At 63.7% G+C, this 23,417-nt stretch carries 16 protein-coding genes; 1 reads left to right on the plus strand and 15 read right to left on the minus strand.

Going from position 1 to position 23,417, the window contains the following annotated elements; genetic code table 11:
• Positions 1 to 142: 142 nt before the first annotated feature.
• Both EAH73_RS07060 and EAH73_RS07065 read right to left on the minus strand, forming a co-directional pair.
• Positions 143 to 1,084: a hypothetical protein gene (locus EAH73_RS07060; protein WP_140465768.1), complete on the minus strand. Its 942-nt coding sequence runs from the start codon at positions 1,082 to 1,084 to the stop codon at positions 143 to 145.
• A gap of 60 nt (positions 1,085 to 1,144) precedes the next feature.
• Positions 1,145 to 2,107, minus strand: coding sequence for a stage II sporulation protein M (locus EAH73_RS07065; RefSeq protein ID WP_140465769.1), 963 nt, complete (start codon positions 2,105 to 2,107; stop codon positions 1,145 to 1,147).
• Positions 2,108 to 2,237: 130 nt separating this feature from the next.
• Here EAH73_RS07065 and EAH73_RS07070 point away from each other — a divergent pair, with 130 nt between their 5' ends.
• Positions 2,238 to 2,951, plus strand: a complete 714-nt coding sequence (locus tag EAH73_RS07070) for an RDD family protein (RefSeq protein WP_140465770.1) — start codon at positions 2,238 to 2,240, stop codon at positions 2,949 to 2,951.
• Between the two features lie 149 nt (positions 2,952 to 3,100).
• On the opposite strand, the gene EAH73_RS07075 is transcribed toward EAH73_RS07070, so the two are convergent.
• From EAH73_RS07075 to EAH73_RS07135, 13 genes are all read right to left on the minus strand, one after another.
• Entirely contained in the window at positions 3,101 to 4,597 is a 1,497-nt protein-coding gene (locus tag EAH73_RS07075) for a RagB/SusD family nutrient uptake outer membrane protein (protein WP_140465771.1), read from the minus strand.
• A gap of 22 nt (positions 4,598 to 4,619) precedes the next feature.
• Positions 4,620 to 7,838 carry a SusC/RagA family TonB-linked outer membrane protein gene (locus tag EAH73_RS07080; protein WP_140465772.1) on the minus strand — a complete coding sequence of 1,073 codons (3,219 nt, stop codon included), beginning with the start codon at positions 7,836 to 7,838 and terminating at the stop codon, positions 4,620 to 4,622.
• A 459-nt stretch (positions 7,839 to 8,297) separates the two neighbouring features.
• Positions 8,298 to 9,005, minus strand: a complete 708-nt coding sequence (locus tag EAH73_RS07085) for an SDR family oxidoreductase (RefSeq protein ID WP_140465773.1) — start codon at positions 9,003 to 9,005, stop codon at positions 8,298 to 8,300.
• A 152-nt stretch (positions 9,006 to 9,157) separates the two neighbouring features.
• Entirely contained in the window at positions 9,158 to 10,501 is a 1,344-nt protein-coding gene (locus tag EAH73_RS07090; RefSeq protein WP_140465774.1) for a gluconate:H+ symporter, read from the minus strand.
• Positions 10,502 to 10,693: 192 nt separating this feature from the next.
• The gene (locus EAH73_RS07095) at positions 10,694 to 12,397 is read right to left on the minus strand and encodes a bifunctional GNAT family N-acetyltransferase/carbon-nitrogen hydrolase family protein (protein WP_140465775.1); all 1,704 of its coding nucleotides are present in this window, start codon (positions 12,395 to 12,397) and stop codon (positions 10,694 to 10,696) included.
• Between the two features lie 181 nt (positions 12,398 to 12,578).
• Entirely contained in the window at positions 12,579 to 13,532 is a 954-nt protein-coding gene (locus tag EAH73_RS07100) for a phosphatase PAP2 family protein (RefSeq protein ID WP_140465776.1), read from the minus strand.
• Between the two features lie 66 nt (positions 13,533 to 13,598).
• A complete protein-coding gene (locus EAH73_RS07105; protein ID WP_140465777.1) occupies positions 13,599 to 14,891 on the minus strand; it encodes a DUF4833 domain-containing protein in 1,293 nt (430 codons plus the stop codon).
• Positions 14,892 to 14,902: 11 nt separating this feature from the next.
• Positions 14,903 to 17,473 carry a DUF5686 and carboxypeptidase-like regulatory domain-containing protein gene (locus tag EAH73_RS07110; RefSeq protein WP_140465778.1) on the minus strand — a complete coding sequence of 857 codons (2,571 nt, stop codon included), beginning with the start codon at positions 17,471 to 17,473 and terminating at the stop codon, positions 14,903 to 14,905.
• Positions 17,470 to 17,853: a GtrA family protein gene (locus EAH73_RS07115; RefSeq protein WP_161599466.1), complete on the minus strand. Its 384-nt coding sequence runs from the start codon at positions 17,851 to 17,853 to the stop codon at positions 17,470 to 17,472. The genes EAH73_RS07110 and EAH73_RS07115 overlap by 4 nt, the downstream gene beginning before the upstream one ends.
• Positions 17,854 to 17,858: 5 nt before the next feature.
• The gene (locus tag EAH73_RS07120; RefSeq protein WP_140465780.1) at positions 17,859 to 18,308 is read right to left on the minus strand and encodes a phosphatidylglycerophosphatase A; all 450 of its coding nucleotides are present in this window, start codon (positions 18,306 to 18,308) and stop codon (positions 17,859 to 17,861) included.
• 19 nt (positions 18,309 to 18,327) lie between these two features.
• The gene (locus tag EAH73_RS07125) at positions 18,328 to 19,647 is read right to left on the minus strand and encodes an inositol-3-phosphate synthase (RefSeq protein ID WP_140465781.1); all 1,320 of its coding nucleotides are present in this window, start codon (positions 19,645 to 19,647) and stop codon (positions 18,328 to 18,330) included.
• A 282-nt stretch (positions 19,648 to 19,929) separates the two neighbouring features.
• Entirely contained in the window at positions 19,930 to 22,464 is a 2,535-nt protein-coding gene (locus tag EAH73_RS07130) for a BamA/TamA family outer membrane protein (RefSeq protein WP_140465782.1), read from the minus strand.
• Between the two features lie 284 nt (positions 22,465 to 22,748).
• Positions 22,749 to 23,414 (minus strand): CoA transferase subunit B, encoded by a 666-nt coding sequence (locus EAH73_RS07135; protein WP_140465783.1) that lies wholly within the window; start codon positions 23,412 to 23,414, stop codon positions 22,749 to 22,751.
• Positions 23,415 to 23,417 lie beyond the last annotated feature (3 nt).

Here is a 23,417-nt window from a genome sequence, read left to right on the forward strand (position 1 = left end):
GCTGAGCGGATCGAAGTGTGGCCGAAGCATCTCTACCGCGCACTATTTGGCGGCTACTGCTGCGGTGGAGATGCTTCGACCGCGTGGACGCCAGATGAGCATGACAGCCTGACGATTTCCTGAGCAACGAACAACTAAAAACCTAATATTCCCCTTCCTCGTCGGGGCGGTAGGCGTGGGGCACGGCGGCGGCCGGGGCCTGGCCCAGCTGGTTCACCAAGGCGTGCAGGCCGCGGCTCTCCTTGCGCTCTACCAGGTTGAAGTACTGGAACGCCAGCACCAGCAGGATGGGCGGGTACGCCAGCAGCGTGAGCAGCGTGGTGATGGCCGTGACGGTAATGACGAACAGCGGTGACCTAACTGACTGCACCACCGCCGTGAGGCCGCCCGCCAGCAGCGTGGCCACGCTGCCGGCGGCCGCCAGCAGCACGTACAGCAGCAGCACCATGATGAAAAGCACGCCGAACGTGGACCACCACTTGCCCCGCGTCAGGAACAGGCAGCGGCTGACGGTAGCCCCGAAATCGGTGCCCTCCACCAGCCGCACCACAAAGAATAAGCCCAGCGCCACCGACAAGTACATGCCCGGCAGGAAAAATACCACGAAGCCCAGCACAACGATGAAGCCCAGGCCCCAAAGCGAAAAAAACGTGCCCACAAATTCGCGCTTCACCACCGCCCACACGTCGGCCACGGTGATTTCGCGGCGGGGGCCGGCGGGGGCCGTCAGGCAGTGCAGCAGGTAGCCGTACACGCTGAGAATGATTAGGGTGATGAAAACCTGGCTCACCACCATGTTGAGGTAGTAAGTGGGCGAGGAAAACATGGAGCTGTACAGGGCATTTTGCCGCCGCCACACGCTGCCGCCGGCCGTGTTGGACGCCGTTTGCACAGTGGTCAGGAGCCGGCTTTGCAGCAGGCCGGCCAGCACGGCCCGCACCAGGGCGGCGGGCAGGGCAATGTAGAGCAGCACCCGGCCCAGGGGCCGGAAATGCACGCCGATGAACTCAAACGTGGCGCTGATTTTTTGCCCAAAGTCCCGCTCCTGGCGGAAATCGGATTCTTGCGAGTAAGTGTTGGCCATAGCATTGTAAAAGAGAAGGATAAGAGGAAATATGGTATGGGTAATAAGCCAAGCGGCGGGCTAGGCGGCGGCCGGTGGGGCCCCCAGCTGCCGCCGCAGCCGGATGGGGTACCACACGAAGTACCACCCCAGAAACGCCGCCGACCCGCCGATGATGGCCAGGCTGGCGGCCAGCGGCATCTCGGTGTGGCGCGTCACGAAGCTCTCCAGAAAGCCCGCCACGAAGAACAGCGGCACCAGGCCCATGGCCAGCTTCAGGCCCTCGCGGGCCGCGTGCCGGAAGGCCGCGGCCCGGCTGTAGGTGCCCGGAAACAGCAGGCCCCGGGCCATGACGAAGCCCGCCCCGCCGGCCAGCACGATGGACGAGATTTCGAGCGTGCCGTGGATCCAGATGGTGAGCAGCGACTGCCGCAGCACGTGCTGCTGGTAAAAAAAGTACTGGAACGAGCCCAGCATCACCCCGTTTTTGAACAGCATGTAGGCCGTGCCCACGCCCCCGGTGATGCCCGCCGCGAAGGTGAGCAGCGCCACCCGCACGTTGTTGGCCGTGATTTGCAGGAACATCGCCGTTTCCCCGGCGCTCTTGTAGATGGCCATTGGGTCGCCGCGGCGGATGTTTTCCAGGGTCTGGTCCACGTAGCCGTCGCCGAGCACGGCCCGCACAAAGGTGTCGTCGTAGGCCGCCGACAGGGCCCCCAGCGCCGTGAAGAGCAGGAACACGGCCAGCGCCCAGGCCAGCGTGCGGTGGTGGCGGCCCACCACCAGCGGCACCTCGCGGGCCCAAAACTGCCCGAAGCGCCCGCCGGCCTCCCGCTTGTTGCGGTACAGGGCCTGGTGCTGCCGGGCGGCCAGGGCGTTGAGGTAGGCCGTGGTGGGCGAGGCGGGGTAAAAGGTTTGGGCAAAGGCCAGGTCGTCGGTCAGGGCCACGAAGCGGGCCGCCAGCTCGTCGGGGCCAGCGGCGGGGCTGGCGTCGTACTGCTGCCAGCGGGCCTGGTTTTGGCGGAGGAAAAGGGCTTCGCGCATGACGGGGTAGTGGGCCTTAAAGGTAGCAGCCGGCGCCGAAGCATCATTATTTATTCACCAACCGCCCGTGGCGTAAACATCTTGGCGGCGGGCCGTATTTTCGGCGGGTCCTTTCGCACCCCGCCCGCTCATGAGTACCCTGCGCATCCACACCACCCAAAACGTCAGCCTGGAATACGAGGTCGCCAGCGTGGGCGAGCGCGTGCTGGCCACGCTCATCGACTACGCCCTCTACCTGGCGTGGTTTGCCCTGTGCGGCGTGCTGCTCTACAAGCTGGGGGCCCGCGAAGACCGGGTGGCCCTGACGCTGATGCTGCTGCCCACCATGTTTTATTTCCTGGTGTGCGAGGTGTTTTTCAACGGCCAGACGCTGGGCAAAAAGGCGCGCCACCTGCGCGTGGTGCGCCGCGACGGCACAGCCCCCAGCCTCGGCGACTACTGCCTGCGCTGGCTGCTGCGCCCCTTCGAGGTGCTGTTCTTTTTTGGGGCCCCGGCGCTGCTCACCGTCCTCATCAACGGCAAGGGCCAGCGCCTGGGCGACCTGGCCGCCGGCACGGCCGTCATCAGCCTGCGCCCGCGCGCGGTGCCCGCCGGGGCCCCCGGCCCGGCCCCCGTGCCGGCCGATTACCGGCCCGTGTTTGCGCAAGCCGCCCACCTCGCCGACCACGACGCGGCCCTGCTGCGCCAGCTGGTGCACCAGGCCAACGCCCGCGGCGACATTGCCCTGATGCACGAAACGGCTAACAAAGTGAAGGCCCTCACCGGCATCGCTACCGACCTGCCCGACCTGCCCTTCCTGCAAACCGTGCTGCGCGACCACGCCTACCTGGCCACCCAGGAATAGGGCCCCCGGGGGCCCCAACTTACGTATTACGTACGCACTTATAGCCCCGAGGGAGCGGCCCGTCGGCCTGCTTGCGTAAGTCCTATCATAAAAAAAAGGCTTGCCCAGTGGGGCAAGCCTTTTTGCGTTTAGCGCACCCGCTGGGGGCCCTAGTTGCGGGTCATCAGGGCGTTGGTGGCCAGCTCGGTGGACGGGATGGGCCACACGTAGAGCACGTTGGTGGGCTCGACGGCGCCGATGGAGCCCTTGCCGGGGATGGTGGCCCCGAGGCGCATCAGGTCCATGTTGCGCAGGCCCTCGCCCAGGAACTCGATGCGGCGCTCGAGCAGCAGCGCGTCGGTGGTGGCGGCCACGGTGCCCAGGCCGGCGGCGGTGTAGGGCGTGGCGCTGGAGCGGCTGCGCACGGCGTTCAGCAGCACCAGGGCCTGGGCGTCCACGGTGTTGGTGGAGCGCACGCGGGCCTCGGCCAGGTTCAGCAGCACCTCGGCGTAGCGGATGACGGGGGCCTTGTCGATGAATGGCGTGCCGTTGGGGTACTTGGTGAGGAAGTACTCGGTGCCCGACTTGGCCACGAAGTTGACGCGGCGGGCGTCGGTGGCGGCCCAGTTGGTGTTGGCGTAGATGCTGCCCGCACCCGTGTTCAGGCCGTACTCACCGCCGCCGCCTAGTGAGGCGGGCAGGTAGTAGAAAGCCAGCTGGTTCTGCGTGCCGGGCGGGTCCTGGGCCGTGAAGGGGAAGGAGAGGATGCTCTCGGCCGTTTCCTGGGGCGCGGCAAATACGGCCGTTACCGAGGCGTTCAGGGCGTTGGCCACGCCGCTCGATGCCGCGAAGGGCGCCGCGGTGGGCACCAGCTTGTTGGCTTCGGTGATGACGTCGGCGTAGCGGCCCATGCTCAGGTACACGCGCGTTTTCAGGGCGATGGCCGTGTTGCGGTGGGCCCGCGTCACGTTCAGGGTGGCGCTGCCGTAGGTCAGGGGCAGGTTGGTTTCGGCAAAGTTGAGGTCACTCAGAATCTGGGCGTACACCTCGGCCACCGTGCTGCGGGCCAGGTCGTTGTTCTGGGGCCCCGTTTCGGCCAATATGCGCAGGGGCAGGCCGGGCTTGCTGCCGTTGCCGTCGGTGTAGGGCCGGGCGTACAATTGCAGCAGCGAGTAGTAGCTCAGGGCGCGCAGCAGCCGGGCCTCGCCGCGGTAGTTGTTGGCCGTGGTGGCATAATCAGCCGCAAACGTGGGGGCCACGAACAGCGCCGCGTTATTGTCGAGGCCCGCCAGGAATACGTTGGCCTGGTTGATGGCCGCGTAGGCCGCGCCCCAGGTGTTGATGACGTCGTTCTGCGAGGCTTCGGTCAGCGTGTGGTTCCACACCCCCAGCCCGGTCACGCCGTTCGAGGTGCGGTTCACGAAGTCGTTGGCCCGGATGTCGCCGTAAATCTGGTAGCGGCCCCCCAGGAAGCTGCCCGTCTTCACGTAGGCATACAGGTTGTTGACTTGCAGCGCGATGCGGGCCGGGGTGCTGAACACCACCTGGTCAGAAAACGCCGTGGTGGGCACGGGGCTCAGCAGGTCGTTCTGGCAGGAAAAGGTGCCCAGGGCCAGAAAAGCTGCGCAGGCCGCCGCGGTTGCCTTGTTCTTTATAGATAGTTTCATTCGTAAGTAATGAAAAGGACGTTTAGAAACCGATGTTGAAGCCGACGGTGTAGGTGCGGGCCTGGCCCACGGAGTTGCGGTCGACGCCCGCGCCGGTGTTGCTGCTCTGGCCCGAGGTGCTGTTGGAGGAAATCTCCGGGTCGATGCCCGAGTACTTCGTCAGCAGCGCGGCGTTCTGCACCTGCACGTACACGCGGGCGCTGGCAATGCCCAGGCGGGTGATGGTGTTGGGGGTGAAGGAGTAGCCCAGCGACACGTTGCGCAGGCGGGCGAAGTCGCCCTTCTCCACGTTCGACGACATGATGAGGGCCGAGCCGTTCGACACGTTGTCGCCGTACACCACCCGGGGCCATTCGGCGTTGGGGGTTTCGGTGGCCGAGGTCCAGCGGTTCAGGATGTCGGTCTGGTTGTTCCAGAAGCGCTGGTCGTGCAGGCCGGCCTTCGTGCCGTTGTAGATGTAGTTGCCGCCCGAGAACTGGACGAACACGCCCAGGTCGATGCCCTTGTAGCGGAACGTGTTGTCAAACCCGCCGTACCAGGTGGGCAGCACGGGGCCGTAGTACTGGCCGTCGGCCAGCTGCGTGGGGGCCGAAACGTTTACCCGGGGATCCGATACAAGGGTCCAGCCCGTCGAGCCGGCGCCGGTGGTGCCCTGGTGGTTGTACTGCACCACGGTGCCGTCGGCCTTCTGGATCATGCGCTGGCCGTTGGCCGGGTTCACGCCCAGCGACTTCACCGCCAGCAGCTCGCCGGCCGAGTGGTCTACCTGGGTGTAGTTCACCGTTTCGAGGCCTGAGGTGGCCGTGCCGATGCGCTGGCCTTCGGTGGCCAGGGCCAGCACGCGGTTCTTCAGCGTCGTCACGTTGCCGCTCACCGTCCAGGTAAAGGGCTTGTTCTGAATGGCGTTGAAGCGCAGGCTGAATTCAACGCCCTCGTTCCGCATCGAGCCAATGTTGGCAGCGATGGAGTTGTTGGGGATGCCCTTGGAAGGGGCCTGGGGCACGTTCAGGATCAGGCCGTCCACCAGGTTGCGGTAGTAGGCCAGGTCGCCCTGCAAGCGGTCCTGCAGGAAGCCGAACGAGAGGCCGATGTCGGTTTTCTTGCTCACTTCCCAGGTCAGGCCCCGGTTGCCGGCGTTGGAGTAGCCCAGCGAGGCGTTGGAAGCGTACAGGCCCGAGCCGTAGGTCGAGAGCGTCACGAAGTCGTCGATGCCCTGGTTGTTGCCCACGCTGCCGTAACTGGCCGTAATCTTCAGGAAGCTAAAGGCTTGCGCAAAAGAAGCGTTCTTCCAGAAATTCTCCTCCGAAATGGCGTAGCCTGCCGATAAGCCGTAGAAGTTGCCCCACTTCTGGTCGCCCCAGGCCGAGTAGCCGTCGCGCCGGAAGCTGGCCGACAGCAGGTACTTGCGGTCGTAGTTGTAGTTCATCCGGCCGAAGAATGACACCAAGTAGTTGGTGCCCACAAAGTTGCCCGACGCGGCAATGTTGGTGTAGTTGCCCTGGAAGTTGGTGAAGAACGGGTCGGCCACCGTGGTACGGGTGGCGCCCCAGCGCTGGGTGTTGGTTACCTGCTGCTCGTTGCCGGCCAGCAGCGAGAAGTTATGCTTCTCGCCAAACGTGCGGTCGTACTGGGCCGTGTTCTGCCAGTTCCAGCGCTTGTTGGTGCGGTAGTAGTTGCTGGCCGCGCCGCCCGTGGAGTAGCCGTCGCCGGCCAAGGCCGTCTGAAACGACTTGTCCTCGAACGAGATGTTGTTGATGCCGTAGCTCGTGCGCAGGCTCAGGCCCTTCACCACCTCCCAGTTGGCATAGGCGCTGCCCTGGATTTCGCTGCCGTCCGAATTAAAGTAGTTGTTCTCCAAATCCACCAGCGGGTTGTAGTAGCCGGGCAGCAAGGGGGCCCCGGTGGTCGAGGTGGGGTTGACGTTGGCACCCGGCCCAACACCCGCACCGCTCACGCTGTAAGTGCCGTCGGGGTTGCGGGCCGGAATGTTGGGCGGCAGCACCAGCGGCAGGCGGCCCAGGCCGGCCGTACCGAAGGCGGCGTCGGCCACCGAGCCCGAGTTGGGCGAGGCGTTCTGGGTGTTGGAGTAGCCGAAGCGCACGCCCACCGTAAAGTTCTTGTACACCTTGTGGTCCACGTTCAGGCGGCCCGACAGGCGCTGGAACTGGTTCTGGCTCAGCATGCCCTTCTGTTTGGTGTAGCCGACGGATGTGTAGTAGGTGGTTTTGTCGGTGCCGCCCGAGAAGTTCACGTTGTGGCTCTGCGAGAAGCCCGTGCGGTAGATGTAGTCGTACCAGCGCGTATCCACGGTGTTGCCGTTGGCGTCGAGCGTGGGCCGGAAGCCCTCCACGTTGGTGGCGGGCTGCATAATGGCGGCGCGGTTGGCGTTCAGGTTGCGCACCGCCTCGTTCTTGATCATCATGTAGTCCTGGGCCCCCAGCACGTCGTAGAGGCGCACGGGCTTCACCCAGCCGGCCCAGCCGTCGTAGCTGATTTTGCTCTGGCCGCGCTTGCCCTGCTTGGTGGTGATGAGGATGACGCCGCCCGCGGCCCGCGAGCCGTAGATGGCCGTGGCCGAGGCGTCTTTCAGCACCTCCGTGCTCTCGATGTCGTTGGGGTTCAGGTTGCTCAGCGGGTTGTTGGGCACGCTGCCCACCGCCGAGTTGTTGCCGCTGAAGGCCGGAATGCCGTCAATCACGATCAGGGGCCCCCCGCTCAGCGAGATGGAGTTTACCCCGCGGATGCGGATCACGGGCGGGTTGTTCAGCACGCCGTTGGGGGTGGTGATGCTCACGCCCGCGGCCCGGCCTTGCAGGGCCTGGTCGAAGCTCTGCACCGGCAGGTTGGCAATTTCCTTGCCCGCGATGGTGGCCACGCTGCCCGTTAGGTCGCGGCGGCTCTGCGTGCCGTAGCCCACCACCACTACCTCGTCGAGGCCGGTGGGGTTGGCCACCAGCTTAACGTTAATGATTGACCGGTCGCCGATGCGCGCCTCCTGGCTGTCGTAGCCCACAAAGGAGAACACCAGCGACGTGGCCGCGGCCGGCACCGAAAAGCTGTACTTGCCTTCGGCGTCCGTGGAGGCCCCCTGCGAAGTGCCTTTCGCCACCACCGTCACGCCCGGAATGGCGGCCCCGTCGTTGCCCGATACGGTGCCCGATACAACGCGCCCCTGGGCCCGGAGGTCCTGCGCCACGAAGACCAGGAGCAGGGAAAAAAACAACAGTAGTAGTCTTCTCATGAGTTTAATTGTGTGATAAATGGTGACTAAGCTTGCGAATATAGTTGCGCAAGCTGAACCACTACACCTTTCCTTCACAATTAAATCATAATATATTCATAGGATTAGTATAAATAATTGTTTTACAGTAAATTAAGTCGTTATTTTTATTGAATACACCGAGTGATTAATTTAAAATAAAAAAGGCCCTGTTGGCCGAATCCCGCGCCCAGCGGATTTCGGCCAACAGGGCCCCTGCGCTAAATAGTACACTGTATTCCGATTCTGCCCTTTCACAGGAAGGGCTGCTGGCGCTAAACAGTCATTATTTCGGCCAACCACCCTCTCGGCATAGGGTGCGACACGTTAGCATATATAATGCAATGGAGAGCGCACTATTTAATTATTTTGCGTGATATGCTGCGTGATATTGCGCAAATCAGTGGCTAAACATTGCTTTGGCAGCGCAGCAGCGGCGGCCTACCACGGCACGGGCTGGTTCTGCCAGGTCACGAAGCTGCCGTTCTCTTCGGCGTGGAGCTGCTCGGCCAGGCGGATGATGCCGCGGGCCGAGTCGGCGGGCTCCTGGGTGGCGTGGTCGCCGCCCATGCCGGTGCGCATCCAGCCGGGGTCCACCACCACGGAAAGGATGCCCTGGTGGCCCACTTCGGCGGCCAGGCTGCGCATGTACATGTTCAGGGCGGCCTTGCTGGCGCTGTAGTGGTAAGGGTCGCCGGAGGCTTTCCAGGTGAGCGAGCCCAGGCCCGAGGAGATGCTCACGATGCGGGCCTTGCCGCCGGCCCGCAGCAGCGGCAGCAGCGCCTGCGCCACCAGCAGGGGCCCCACGGCGTTGATGCGGAAGGTTTCGACGGCGGCGGCGGCCGAGAGCTGGCCCAGGGGCTGGCCCTTGCCGCCGGGCTGGTACACGCCGGCGTTGTTGATGAGCACGTCGAGGCCATCCACGGCCTGGGCGGCGGCCTGGGCGGCGGCGGCAATGGAGGCGTCGTCGGTCACGTCGAGCGTGATGAGCGTCAGGCGCTCGGCGTACTGCCGGCGCAGGGCTTGCAGCTCGCGGGCGGCGTCGGGCTGGCGGCTGGCGGCCAGCACGTGGGCGCCGCGCTCAAGGTATTGACGGGTAAGCTCGAGGCCCAGGCCGCGATTGGCCCCGGTGATGAGAATGCGTTGCATGGAAATAAAAGAAGGGTGAAAAGCCCGGCAACCGGGCCCCGGCAAAGCCGGGCCGCTGAAACGGACGGCCGGCCCGGAAAGTTGGGCAAAAAACCCAACGTAGCCAAGGAATTAGGGCCCCGGCTTGTGGGAAACTTGCTGCGCCGGGGCCCCTAGTGGTGGGCCAGCCCGGGCGCCACCAGCGGCAGGGCCCAGTTCAGGAGCAGCACACCGGCCAGGCCCGCCACCGACACGATGCTTTCCATGGCCGTCCACGAGCGCAGGGTGTCTTTCACTGAGAGGTTGAAATACTCCTTGAACAGCCAGAAACCGCCGTCGTTGAAATGCGAGAGCAGCAGGCTGCCCGCCCCGATGGCCAGCACCATCAGGTTGGGGTCGGCGTGCGACTGGGCCATGGTGGGCAGCATCATGCCCGCGGCGGTGAGGCCGGCAATGGTGGCCGAGCCCAGGCTGACGCGGATGACGGCCGCAATGAGCCAGCCCAGCAGCAGCGGCGGCAGGCCGGTGCCCTGCAGGCCGGCGGCAATTTCGGTGCTCGCGCCGCTGGCCACCAGCACTTGCTTGAGGGCCCCCGCGCCGCCGATGATGAGCAGAATCATGGCAATGTCCTTCACGGCGCTGCCGTAGGCCTCCATGATGGCAGGCATGGTTTTGCCCCGGGCCAGGCCCAGCGTGCAAGTGGCCACGCACACCGATACTAACAGGATAACGGTGGGCTCGGCGAGGAAGGCCAGCGCGGGGCCCCAGGCGCTGCCCGCCGGCAGCAGCAGCCGCAATCCCGCCACGCCCAGCAGCAGTAGCACCGGCAGCAGCGACGACACGAAGCTATTGACGCGCCCCGGCAGCGCGCTCTCGGGCAGGTCGTCGGCCACGAACCCCGCCAGCGGCCGCGACACGATGCCCTTGAGCGTGCGCGAATACAGGGGCCCCGCCAAAATAATAGCCGGCACCGCCACCAGCAGCCCGTAAACAAAGGTGAGGCCCATGTTGGCGTGGAACTGCGCCACGAGCACCGTGGGCGCGGGGTGCGGCGGCAGGAAGCCGTGCATCACCGAGAGCGAGGCCAACATGGGCAGGCCCACGTACACCGCCGGCAGCTTGTACTTGTACACCACCGAAAAAATCAGCGGCACCATCAGCAAAAAACCGACATTATAAAAGAGCGGAATGCCGATGATGAAGCCCGCCGCCATCAGCGTCCACTGGATGTTGTTGGTGCCGAAGGCCCGGATCATCACGGCCGCAATCTGCTGGGCAGCGCCGCTATCGGCCACCAGTTTGCCCAGCATGGCCCCCAGCACGATGATGACCACCACCGAGCCCAGCGTGTCGCCCAGCCCCTGGTACACGGCGGCCAGCAGGCGGTCGGCGGGGAGGCCCAGGGCAAAGCCCACGGGCAGCGTCACGAGCAAAAACGCCAGAAATGCATTCACCTTGCCCCAGTTGATGAGCACCACCAGGCCCAGCACGGCCAGCAAAATCACGAGCAAAGTCATACAGACGGCAAGGGCGAAGACGGGAAAAACCACCGGGGGCCCCAGGGCCCCGCAGCAGTTGGGAGGGGTGAAGGTAGGAGCCGGCCGCGGGACACGCGCCGGCCGGCGCACGGCGGTGGGGCCCCACAAAAAAGCGGTCGGGCCACGCTGGGCCCGACCGCTTCTGGTCGTTGCATTAATGGGGCCCCGGGCCTAACCGGCGGATACGGCCTTGCGGCGGCTGGTTTTGGGGGCGCGCTCCTCGCCCTGGGCCAGCAGCTCCTCGTCGCGCTCGGCGGCTTTCTTGCTCCAGCTTAGCGAGAACAGGTCCTTGCGGCGGTCGCGCAGGTTGCGCACGGCGCCGCTGGTGTTCAAGTCTTTGAGCAAGTCCAGGTCGAGGTCAGCGATGAGGGTCATCTCCGTGTTCGGGGTGGCCTCGGCCACGATGGCGTCGTGGGGGAAGGCGAAGTCGGAGGGGCTGAACACGGCCGACTGCGAGTACTGGATGTCCATGTTCTCGACGCGCGGCAGGTTGCCCACCGAGCCGGTGATGGCCACGTAGCACTCGTTTTCAATGGCGCGGGCCTGGGCGCAGATGCGCACGCGCTGGTATGCGTTCTTGGTGTCGGTCCAGAAGGGCACAAACAGAATTTTCATGCCCTCGTCGCTCAGCAGGCGGCTCAGCTCGGGGAATTCCACGTCGTAGCACACCAGGATGCCGATTTTGCCGAAATCCGTGTCGAAGCACTTCAGCTTGTCGCCGCCGCGCATGCCCCAGTAGCTGGCCTCGTCGGGCGTCACGTGCAGCTTGTACTGCTCGTCCACGGTGCCGTCGCGGCGGCACAAGTAGCTCACGTTGTAGAGCTTGCCATCTTCGTACACCGGCATCGAGCCGGCAATCACGTTGATGTTGTGGCTCACGGCCAGCTCCATCATCCGCACCTTGATGGGCTCGGTGAAGGCCGCCATGCCGCGGATGGCCGCCGCCGCCGATTCCTCGTTGGTCAGGGCCATCATCGGGGCGTTGAAGAACTCGGGGAACAGCACGCAGTCGGCTTTGTAGCCGCTCACCGTGTCCACAAAAAACTCAATTTGCTGGTAAAAATCTTCCAGGCTGGCCGTGGCGCGCATCTGCCACTGCACAATGCCGATGCGCACGTTCGACTTCTGGTTGCCAATCAGCTTGTCGAAGTCCTCGTCGTAGTACACGTTGATCCACTCCAGCAGCGTCGCGTAAGCCTTTGATTCCGAGTCGTAAGGCAGGTAGCCGCGGATAATTTTGCGGACGTAGAAGTCGTTGCTCAGCTGGAAGGTGAGGATGGGGTCCTTGATTTCCATGTTGCGCACCATCTCCACGTACTTGGCGGGCGTCATCTCGTTGGCGTAAGCGGCGTAGCCGGGAATGCGGCCCCCGGCCACCATGGCGCGCAGGTTCAGGTTCTCGCACAGTTCCTTGCGGGCGTCGTAGAGGCGGCGGCCCAGGCGCAGGTTGCGGTACTCGGGGTCCACAAACACGTCCACGCCGTAGAGCGTGTCGCCGCCCTCGTCGTGGGTGTCAAATTTGCCGTTGCCGGTGATTTTGGCGTAGGTGTGCTTGTCACCAAACTTGCTGTAATCCACGATGATGGCCAGGGCGGCGGCAATCAGCGTGCCGTTGTCCTCGATGCCGATCTGGCCTTCGGGGAACTTGCGCAGCAGGGCCGAAAACTCGTCGGCCGCCCACGAGCCCTCCATGCCGGAGTACACCTTGTCCATGATGCCCTTAATGGCCTTGAAATCGGAGCGGCGCAGCTGGCGCAACACCAGCTTGTGGGCCGGAATGGCGGTGGGGGTGAGGCGCTCGTCGAGCACGGGCTTGCCAATTTTCTTGTGGTGGGTGCCGCCAGGCGTGGCTTTGCCGTTGGAAATAACAGCCATAGAATCGAATGGAAATGCGTGAGCGGGCCCCGAAAACCGGGCGGGCCGGGGCCCCAAAAGTTACCCGTAACCAAAGGCCGGCCGAAGCCAACCGCCTACTTTAACGCAGGCCAGCGCCACAAGGTGCGGGGGCAAGGCCATTTTCCCGCGGCCCGCGCTGGCCGGTGGGGCCCCGGGGGGCCTAGGCGGCCGGCGCCGTGGCCCGCATAAAAGCGGCCAGAAAACGGTTGAAGGCTGCGCTTTTGGCCAGCAGCAGGCGCAGCAGGGTAATGCCCACTAGGGCGGTGCAAATGCCGGCCAGCACGTCCAGCACATAGTGGTGGCTGGTGTACACCGCCGCGAACCAGATTCCCAGCATAATGGTGAAGAATACCAGGTTGAATACGCCAGACCGGTTCTTCACGGCGTAAAACATGACGATGACCGGGTAGGCCGAGTGCAGCGAGGGCATAGCCGCAAAAACGTTGGCGTTTTTGGCGTAGATGGACTTGAAAATGCTCACCCCGAAAAAGGCATCGAACCGGGCCAGGCCCGCCGTGCTGCCCATCGCCAGGGGCTGAAACGTGAGGCCGTGCTGCTGCACGTACCACGGTGGCGCGGCCGGGTGCAGGTAATAAATGACGAAGCCCAACAGGTTGACCAGCAAGAAGGTGAGCGAAAACTCGAAGAATAGCCGGCGGTTGCGGAAGAACAGGTAGGCGGCAAAGCCCAGCGGAATGGGCACCCAGCAGAGGTAAAAAATGCCGCACAGCACGTCGAGGAACGCCGTGTGGTGGCGCAACCAGAACTCGTTGGGTGTGAGCAGCTGGCTGTGGTAACCGATGCCGAAGAGCGCCTTTTCGGCGTGGTAGATGGGCGCCACGTCCACGGCCCGGAACGTGTAGTTGGGGAAGGCCCGCAGGTAATCGTAGAGCACCCAGAACACCACGAAAATCGAAAACCCGGTGATGAACCGGCGCGTGGTAGCCGAGAGGAAGTAGCAAGCGTTGCACAGCCCCACCAGCACCAACTGCTCGGGCCGGAAGCCAATCAATAAATAGGAAAGCAGCAGGTACGCCAGCGACAGCCCTAGCACGAGCAGGGCCCCTTGGCGGGACGCTGGCCCGGCGGCCGGGGCGGAGGAAGAATGGAGCATGCGGTAATAAATGCGGGCTGGCCGGGGCATCGGTAGGGCCCCGGGCGAAACGGAATGGGAGCGGCGCTACACGTCTACCCGGGCCACGGTGGGCTCGCGGGTGGCCGCGTTCCAGCCTTTGAATTCAATGTACTTGACGTTGGGCACCCAAAAGGTGCCGCCCTCGATGTGCAGGTACACGCGCGTGAGGGCAATTTGCTTGTTGCCCACCACCGTAAACACGTGGTAGGCGTTGTCCACGCCGGATTTCATCAGGTAGAACGGCACCTTGTCGTAGGCGGCAAACTTCAGCTCGAACTTGTTGGGGCCCACATGCTTGGCGCTGAGGCCGTAGGCAAACTTGCGTTGGATGAAGTTCAGGTCTTTGCGCTGGCCGCCTTCGGGGTATCGAATCCAGAACACGTTGATGGGCTCGTCTTCGTCGAGCTGGCCCGCACTATTCACGTTCAGCTGGTAGATGACGGTGTTGGTGTTGGGCTCGCGCTGCAAATAAAACAGCTGGTTGGCCACGCCGCTGGGCGTGGGGAACACCAGGCGCGGCTCCGGGGCCCCCGCCACCGACGGGTTGCTGAAGAACAGCGCCGCGGCCAGCAGCAGTGCGGCCGGCGCGGCCACCTTGGGGGCGGGGGCGGCCGCTGGGGCCCCCACCGGGGCCGCCCGTAGCGCGAAGGCGCGCTTGGCTTGCAGCAGCCGCGACACGGCCGTAATGTTGGAAAGCACGGCCAGCACCGCGAGCGGCAAGGTGAGGATGGACATGGTTTCGAAGACGTGGAACGGCACGCCGGGCACAAACAGCTTGTAGTCGCCGCCGATGAACGCCGAAGCAACGCCGCAAGCTAACGCACTGACGCCCATGAGTACTACGCGCTCGGGTCGCTGCATCAGGCCGCCCTTGCACTCCACGCCCAGGCCCTCGGCACGGGCGCGGGTGTAGCTCACCATCATCGAGCCGATGAGGGCGATGAAGGTGAAGAGCGAACTCAGCAGGTAGTGGTGCGCCACCAGGTAGTAGCAGATGCCCATAAAGGTGAACAGCTCGCTGTAGCGGTCCAGCACCGAGTCGAACATGGCGCCGTAGTCGCTTTTCATGTTGCCGAGGCGCGCCACTTGCCCATCCAGCATGTCAAACAGCCCGGCGAACAAAATCAGGGCCCCGCCCCAGCCCACGTAGCGCAGGTCGCCCCGGTTGCCCTCTTCGCCGCCGACGATGAACAGCACGGCCACGCCCACGTTCAGGGCCAAGCCAGTAAGGGTCACGCCGTTGGGGGTGAAGCCGATTTTGATGAGCAGGCGAACAAACGGGTTGATGACGGTATAAATCCCGGCTTGCAGGGCGTTGCGGAGGGCGTCGAAAGTCATGCGAGGGGAGGTTAAAAGTCGACTTTGAAGCGGCCCCGCAGGCCCCACTCCGATACGTTCGGGTTATTGAGGTAGGTGAGGCGCTTCACGATGTCGAGCCGGAACAGCTTGAAAATGTTGGCAATGCCCACGCTGGCTTCCGCGTAGGGCATTGCGCCGAGGGCGAAGGCAGTGGGCTGGCCCTGGGCATCGCGCAAAAACTGGTAGAGCGCGGGGTGCAGGGCCGGGTCGTTTTCGGCGCGAATGCCGCCGTAGAGCAGCTTCAGCGAAGCGGTTTCGCGCAGCTTGAGGGTCTTGATAAGGGGCAATTTATTGAAAAAGAACCCGTTGAAATTTTGATCGATGAATAGGCTGGCGTAGTGGTCACTCGAAAACTCCAGAAAATTCATCAAATTATACGAATTCAACTGGTACGAGTACGTTTGGTTGGCCCGGTGCACGTCGAGCAGCGGAAACGGCACCTGCCCCACCACGTAGCCGCCCTCCAGCGTCACGTCGGCATGGCCCAGCTGCGAGAGGTAGAAGCGCTTGGTAGCGTTGGCGGCCAGGTTCTGGTAGTTGTACTCGCCCCCAAAAAAGCCCTTGATGCCCGTGGCCAGCCGCGCCGTGAAGATGGGATAGGGCCCGATAATAGGCGAGCGGTAGAGCTTGCCCTGGTAAAACTTCTCGTTGGGGGCCCAGCGCAACAGCACCGACAGCTCGGCGGTGGCCAGGGTAGTGACCAGGTTGGGCTGGTCGCCCACAACGTTGCGGAAGTACAGACCCCCGGCCGGTGACTGCTGCAACTTCTTAAAGCCCAGGGTGTAGGAGAAGTGGTTGCGGAACTCGCGGATATAGTCGAGCCGGTACACGTCGTTGTAGAGGTAGCGGTCGTTGACGCCACGCTTGAAGGAGAGCAGGAAGTTGTCTTCCTGCACAAACTCCAGCTCCTGCCCCGGAATGCGGGTGTCGCGCTGGAAGCTGGCCCGCACAAAGTGCTGCGGAAACGTGTAGATGGACTTGCCGTTGAGGGCGTAGGTGGAGCTCAGAAAGTACTTCCACTTCTCGTCTTTGAAGCCGTAGGCCGAGTACGTTTCGAAGTAGATGCGCTTGCTGAGCTCGGGGGTGCTGCGGCCGCCCACGCGCAGCCGAAAGCCCTCCACGGGGTTGAAGCTGTAGAACGTGTTGGAGGGCCCCACCTCGAAGGGCCCGAACGATTTGTAGCCCGAGATGAGGAACGTGAACAGCGTGAGCGTGCGCTGGAACGACTTGATGGTCTGAAGAGTATCAACGTTTTTGTAGATGGCGCGCTCGTTCAGCGTCAGGCTGTCGGGCCGGTTGAGTTGCCAGAAGTTGGGGTCGCGCAGGGCTAGGCTGTCCACGGGCACGCGCGCGGGGCCCTCGTACACGCCGGCGGGGCCCGGCTGGTCCACCCGGTACTTGTCGAACGACACGGTGCGCTCGCCGTAAAAGCCCGAGCCTTTGTCCGACAGGCCGAAGTCAATGCCCAAAAAGCTCTTGCTCAGGTGGTAGCGCTTGTCGGGGTTTTCGGCAAACTGGAGGTTGGCGTTCAGGCTCTTGACAAAGTTCAGGTTGATGCGCTTGTCCACCGACAGGTTGGCCTGCTGCACGGCGTAGTTGCCGTCGAGCGTCACGTAGAGCTTCCCGGCAAAGAGCATGTCGCCCTTGTTGCGCGGGAAAAAGCTTAGCTCCACGAGCTGCGGCACGTGCTGGCGTAGCGTGTCGGAAATGTAGAACTGGTAGAAGGTGGGCGCGTTGTTGGCGATGGGGCTCAGGAGCTGGTTGCCGAGCAGCGCCACGTTGTTGGCGTAGATGTCGATGTCCTGGTACATCCGATTGAAATAAGTGCTGAGGCCCTCATTGTCAATAAAATGCTTGTCGAACTCCACCTGCTTGTTGCCCAGCTCGATGGTTTTCCGCGCCTCGGGGTCTTTGCGGTAGTACTCCCGGGCGAGCTTTTCCTCGATGTAGATGGGCAAAATGTTGACCCCGCCGGCCGCCAGCGAGTCCTGCTTTTTGAACAGGAACTGGTAGTTGCGGAAAATCTTGCGGTCCTTGAATTTGTCGGATAAGTTGCTGAACGAGAAGGTCATCTTCTCGTACTTCTCGTACTCGACGTAGTTGTAGCTTTCGGGGCGGTTTTGCTCCTTGTGCTCGATTACCTGGCGGATGAGGGCCACGGCCGGGTTGTCTTTGTTCTTGTAGCGGGGCCCCTTTGTGCCCTTCACTACTACCTCGTTGAGCAGCGCCGTGTTGGTGGCCAGCTGCACGTTGAGGTCCTGGGCCTGGCCGGCGGCGAAGGTTTTGACCACCGTGCGGTAGCCCAAGTACGTGAAGGCCACCGACGTGTACTGGGCCGGTACTTGCAGCGTAAAGCGCCCGTTCTCGTCGGTGTTGGTGCCAATGGCGGCCTGCGGCACCGACACGCTGACGAAGGGGAGCTTCTCCTTGGTCTTGGCGTCGGTCACCACGCCCCGCAGCAGGGTCTGGGCCCGCGCCCCGGCTGGGGCCCCCAGCAGCAGTAGCAGCACCAGCCAATAAGGCACGGCAAAGCCGCGGGGCTGGCTAAACAGAGGTTTCATGGCTTTCTAAAGACGAAGTGCAGCTGCAAAAAGTAGTTGAAGCCCACGCCTACGAGCAGCGAAACCACCACTTTGCTGTACACATAATTGAGGTGCAATAGCTGGGTAAACAGATAAACCCCAGCGGCGTTCAATGCCATACTGCCCAGCCACACAATAAAGTACCGCACACCCTGGGCCGGTGCGCCCTGCTCCGGGGCCCTAAAAACGAAGTGCCGGCCGAGGTAAAAATTAGTAGCACCGCCCGCCGCGTTGCCCAGCACAGTGCCCAGCAAATACCAAGCGTGCAGCCCCTCCACGCAGCCGATGGTGACCAAGAAATCGACGGCCGTGCTGACCGCCGAAGCCGCCTGCGCCTTGAGGATTGTCGGGTAGCGCACGGCCTTTATACGTAGCCGAGTTGCACGGCGGTTTGCAGTAGCAGGTTGGTATAAACGCCCGCCAGCACATCGTCCATCATCACGCCTACCCCGCCTGGCAGGCGTTCCATATCCTTGATGAACAGGGGCTTGACAATATCAAAAAACCGAAACAGCACCAGCCCCAGCAGCAGCCGGGGCCCCGTGATGGGCACCAGCAGCAGGCCCACCCACATGCCCGCCACCTCGTCGATGACGACGCGGTAGCTGTCTTTGCCCCACTCGGCCTCCACGCGCTGGGCGGCCAGGGTGCCCCCAGCCAGCAGCCCCGCCGTGAGCAGAACCGCTGGCCAGGGCCGCACCGTGGGGCCCCCGGCCCGGGCCAGGTACAGCGCGAGGCAGGTGGCGGCGGCCGCCACCGTGCCCCCGCCCTTCGAGTACCCGATGCCCAGGACGGAGGCAATTAGCTTAAACACGACTAAAAGTGGTCGTTACCTAAGCCTGGGGCCCGTCTTGGTAAACCTCCTGGCTGGCGGCGGCCACAGGCTCTTCGCCCATCAGCAGGCGCAGGGTGTTGTGCAGCGTCACGAGTTGCTTGAAGATATCGTGCTCGGGACGAATATTGGGTTCGGTTTGCGGGGCCTTCAGGTAGAACGAGAGCCACTCCTGAATGCCTGACCAGCCGGCGCGCTTGGCCAAGTCGATGAACAGGGCCAGGTCGAGCACCAGCGGCGCGGCCAGGATGGAATCGCGGCAGAGGAAGTTGATTTTGATCTGCATCGGGTAGCCCATCCACCCGAAGATGTCGATGTTGTCCCAGCTCTCCTTGTTGTCGCCGGCGGGCGGGTAGTAGTTGATGCGCACCTTGTGGTACATGTTGCCGTACAGCTCCGGGTTTTCCTCGGGGTGGAACACGCTGTCGAGTACGCTCAACTTCGATACCTCCTTGGTGCGGAAGTTGTCCGGGTCGTCGAGCACGAGGCCGTCGCGGTTGCCCAGAATGTTGGTCGAGAACCAGCCCCGCACGCCCAGCGAGCGGGCGCTGAGGCCGGGGGCCACGATGGTCTTCATCAGGGTCTGGCCCGTTTTGAAGTCTTTGCCGGCTACGGGCGTCTGGGTAGTGGCGGCCAACTCCAGCAGGGCGGGCACGTCCACGGTCAGGTTGGGGGCCCCGTTCACGAACGGCACGCCTTCCTTGAGGGCGGCGTAGGCGTAAATCATGCTCGGGGCAATGTTGGACGCGTTGTTGCGCAGTCCTTCCTCAAAGGCCGCCAGGGTACGGTGCGTTTCGGTGGGCTGGTGGTAAATCTCCGTCGAGCCGCACCACACCATCACCAAGCGGCTGCACCCGCGCTCGGCCTTGAAGTTGCGGATGTCGTCGATTACCTGCTGGGCCAGGTCTTCCTTGGTGGTGTAGGTCTTGATGTGCGTGCCATCCAGGTTCTTCACGTAGTGGAGGTCGAAGGCGGCCTTCATCGGCACAATGGCTTCCATCTCGGCGCGCACGCCCTTCAACGTCTTGTAATCCAGCACGCCGGCGTTCAGGGCCGCCTCGTACACGTTGTCCTCGTATACGTCCCAGCCGCCAAACTCGATGTCGTCGAGGGGGGTGAGGGGAGCGTAGTCCTTGATCAGGGGGTTGCCCGTCGACGTGCGGAGCTTGCCCATCTGCGTGAGCGAGCCGATGGGCTGCGCGGTGCCTTTGCGCGCTGCCAGCACGCCGGCGATGAGGGTAGTGGCCACAGCACCCATGCCGGGGAGCAGGATGCCTAGTTTGCCTTCAGCGGGGGCAAGTGGCCCTTGTTGGTTGTTCATTGGAAAAGGGTAAGCGGTGGGTATGGGGGAAGTGGCGGCTGCGGGGCCTGGCAAAATCCGGTTGCTTGGCAAGGAATTCAGGCCGCCTTCATTCGCACGGGAAAGGTATAACAAGGAGCGAGCAAAAAGTTATGCCCAGGGCGGGGCGCACTTGCTGCCCGCGCAAAGGGCCGGCAAAGGTCGGTGACGAACGGCGAAGTGAGATATTTTAGTACGGCCAAAAAAAAGGCTGGCCGGAGCCCCTGGAGGCCCCGGCCAGCCTAGCCCCGCGGCCCCGCGGCGCTAAAACCGGAACCCGGCGGAGATGTAGGGGTAGGTGCCTTCGTTGGAAAAGCCAACAACGGCCTGCACCAGCAGGAGTTGCGCGGGCAGAAAATAGAGGCCGCCGCCGTACCCGTCGTGCCACTTGCTGGACGTTTCGCCCGGCGACCACACCCGCCCCACGTCGTTGAACGCGACCAGGCCCAGCGTGCCGGGCAGCAGGTAGGAGGTGAAGTCGAGCAGCTTCAGGCGCAGCTCCAGGTTGTTGTACACCATGTTGTTGCCCGTGAAGCGCCACAGGTAGAAGCCGCGCAGGCTCTGGGGGCCCCCCAGCTTGAGCTGCTGGAAGTAAGTGGCCTTGCCCAGCGTGATGCCCGCCCCGGTGCGGTTGGCGATGACCAGGCTGGAGTCGCGCGTGGGGCTGGCGTAGAAGGTGAACTCGGTGAGGGCCTGCCCCAGCGCGTGCACGTCGGCGTCGAGCCGGCGCAGCCCGCTCAGGGCGGTGGTCCAGTACACGCCCCGGCGGGCTACCAGCCCCTTGTCGCGGGTGTCGAAGGTGACGGTAGCGTCGAGGCCCCCGTAGAGCTGGGGCGCAAACACTTCGTCGGCGGGGTGCTGCGCGTCGTAGCGGCTCAGAAAACGGTCCTCGTTTTTCTCGCGGCTGCTCGAATAATACTGGCCAAGCAGGCCGGCGCTTACGTGCCAGCGCCCGTAGACTTGGCTCAGGCGCACGTCGGCCGTCACCAGGTTGTACACGCTGCGGTAGTAGCGAATGCGCCGGTTGCCCTCGTTGATGAACTCGGTTTCGTTGCCGACGCCGAAGAAGTTGCTGGTGTAGTTGGGGCCCTTGGATACCACGTTCACCAGCAGGTCGTGCCGCCCCACGGCCCGCTTGAACTCGCCGGTGTAGCTGAGCAGCAGCGAGTTGTTGCCGAAGCCGTAATTGACCAGCAGGTTCTGCCGCGAGGCGTAAGGGGCCCGGCGGAAGCCCTGCTTTTGGTAGATGAAGTTGCCAATCAGCTGCACCCCGTAGTCCTTGCTGTAGCCAGCCAAGAACAGCGGCTGCAAGAAATCGTACTTGAAGCCCAGCGGCTCAAAGCGGTTTACGGCGCTGTCGGCCGCGGTGTGGATGCGGGCGCGGCTGGCGGCCGGCAGCGTGTTGGGCTCGTCGGAACGGTCGTAAATCAGGAGCTTGCTGCGCTGGTGCAGGCCCTCGTCCACGGCAAACGTGTCGTCGCCTGTGCCGCCAATCAGGCGCACCCGGATGGGGGAGTGCGCCGTGCCCGTCACGGCAAAGCTGTCGGCCCCGCCCTGCCCGTAGAGGCGCAGCTCACGGGTCACGGCCGGGTCGAAGGTGCGGTCGTAGAGCAGGGCCCCGGCGGTGCCGTCCTGCTTGATTTTGGTACTCGTGACGTGCAGCCGGCCGCCGGCCTCGTGGGCCACCTCCAGGCGCTCGCGCTTGTCGGAGGCCGGGATGGACACCGTGCGGGCCAGGAAGCGGTAGTACTTCAGGGCCTGCTTGGTGAGGTCGTTGCGGCGCCCGATCAGGTTGCGAACCAGCTGGGGGCCCCCCATTTGGTAAATGTTGGGCGGCAGCTGCTGCACCGCCCGCACCAGCAGGCTGTCGGGCAGGTGCTGCTGCACGTAGGCCACTTGCGCCCGCCAGTCGGCCTCGCCCAGCCCGTTCAAAAAGTAGCGGTCAAAGTCGCGCGCCTTGTCGTTCCAGCGGTTGATGGAGCGGATGTGGCTGTTGTAGCCCTGCACGTTGGCCTTCAGCAAGTGCAGCGAGAGGGTGGAGGGCAGCAGGCCGGTGGGCTTGTAAAACACGTGGTCGCGGTCGCGGGGCACGGGCTCGTACACGCTGCCTTTGGCGGTGGCGCGGCGCTCCCAGCGCCACTGGTCCTCGTGGCGGTCGTAGTCGCCGAGCAGCATGTCGAGCAGGCGGGCGCGGAGCACGGTGGCCTGGTCCACGCGGTTGTCGTTGTCTTTTTGCAGGCGGCCCTGGGCCTTCACGGTGTTGTCCGTTTTGTCGGCATCCAGCGGCTCGCGCTCCTCAAACAGAAACACTTGGTTGGCAAAATCGGCGCGGTAGGGCCCCAGGGCGGGGTCGTCGGGCACGTACACGATTTCTGGGTTGGCGTGCGGAATGCCCAGGGCAGCGGCCAGCGGAGGCACCACCACGGCCGCGTAAGGGTGCGAGGCCGATACCTGGTCCTGCAAAATATCCTTGGCGATGGTGGGCCGCAGCGCGGGCGGCAGGCCCCGCTCGGGGTACTTCTGCAGGGTGCGCAGCACCCACTGCTGCCCGGTGGCGTCCTGCATCCGCAGCGACTTGGTTTGCAGTCCGCCGCCGCGCTCCAGTATTTTCAGCCCGCCCTTCTCGGCAGCCAGGTGAAACACGCGCATCTTCACCGGAGCCGCCCACTGCTGCCGGTAGCTCGAGCCCAGCAGCCAGCGGTGCACGGCCGTCACGTCGTTGTAAGTAGGCTCGATGGCCACCGTAATGCTGTCGGGCCGGGCCGGCGCTTGTGCCAAGGCCCCACCCGACAGCCCCATAAGTGCCGCCGCTAATATGTGCTTCTTATCAAGAAGTAAGTATTTAGTAATCAATTGAATAAAGGCAATTTATTAGCCTTCGATAAGTGTTAATAAAATAAAAGGCCACCACTGCTGATACAAATTTCGCTCAGAATTGGTAATTATATTTCCAGCGCGGCCCCTGCGGGCCAGCAAAACCCAGGCGCTAACTGGAAAGAGTATAAACTAAGATAATAGATATATTTCAAGCACCAGGGCCCCGGTAAGCCCGGCAGTAGTGCCGCGCCTGGGCCCCCGGGGCCCTAGTGCAGCACCATTTCCGGCACGTCGGCGTCGGGGCCGTGCACCACCAGCCGGCCCGCGGTGGCGGCTCGGATGGCGGCCACGCTCACGCCGGGGGCCCGCTCGCGCAGCACAAAGCCGTCGGGCGTCACGTCGAGCACGGCCAGCTCGGTCACGATTTTCTTCACGCACCGCAGGCCCGTCAGGGGCAGGGTGCAGGCGGGGAGCAGCTTGCTGGAGCCGTCGCGGGCCACGTGCTGCATGGCCACGATGATGTTTTTGGCCGACGCCACCAGGTCCATGGCGCCGCCCATGCCCTTCACCATCTTGCCCGGAATTTTCCAATTGGCAATGTCGCCGTTTTCGCTCACCTCCATCGCCCCGAGGATGGTCAGGTCCACGTGTTCGCCGCGGATCATGGCAAACGAGTCGGCCGACGAAAACAGGCTGGAGCCCGGCAGCGTGGTCACCGTCTGCTTGCCGGCGTTGATGAGGTCGGGGTCCACCTCAGCCTCGGTGGGGAAGGGCCCCATGCCGAGCAGCCCGTTCTCGGATTGTAGCTCGACCTGGATGCCGGCCGGGATGTAGTTGGCCACCAGCGTCGGAATGCCGATGCCAAGGTTGACATAGGAGCCGTCCTGCACTTCTTGCGCAATGCGCCGGGCAATGCCGTGTTTGTCGAGCATAAA

The organism is Hymenobacter nivis (assembly GCF_006439025.1).
Taxonomy (GTDB): domain Bacteria; phylum Bacteroidota; class Bacteroidia; order Cytophagales; family Hymenobacteraceae; genus Hymenobacter; species Hymenobacter nivis_A.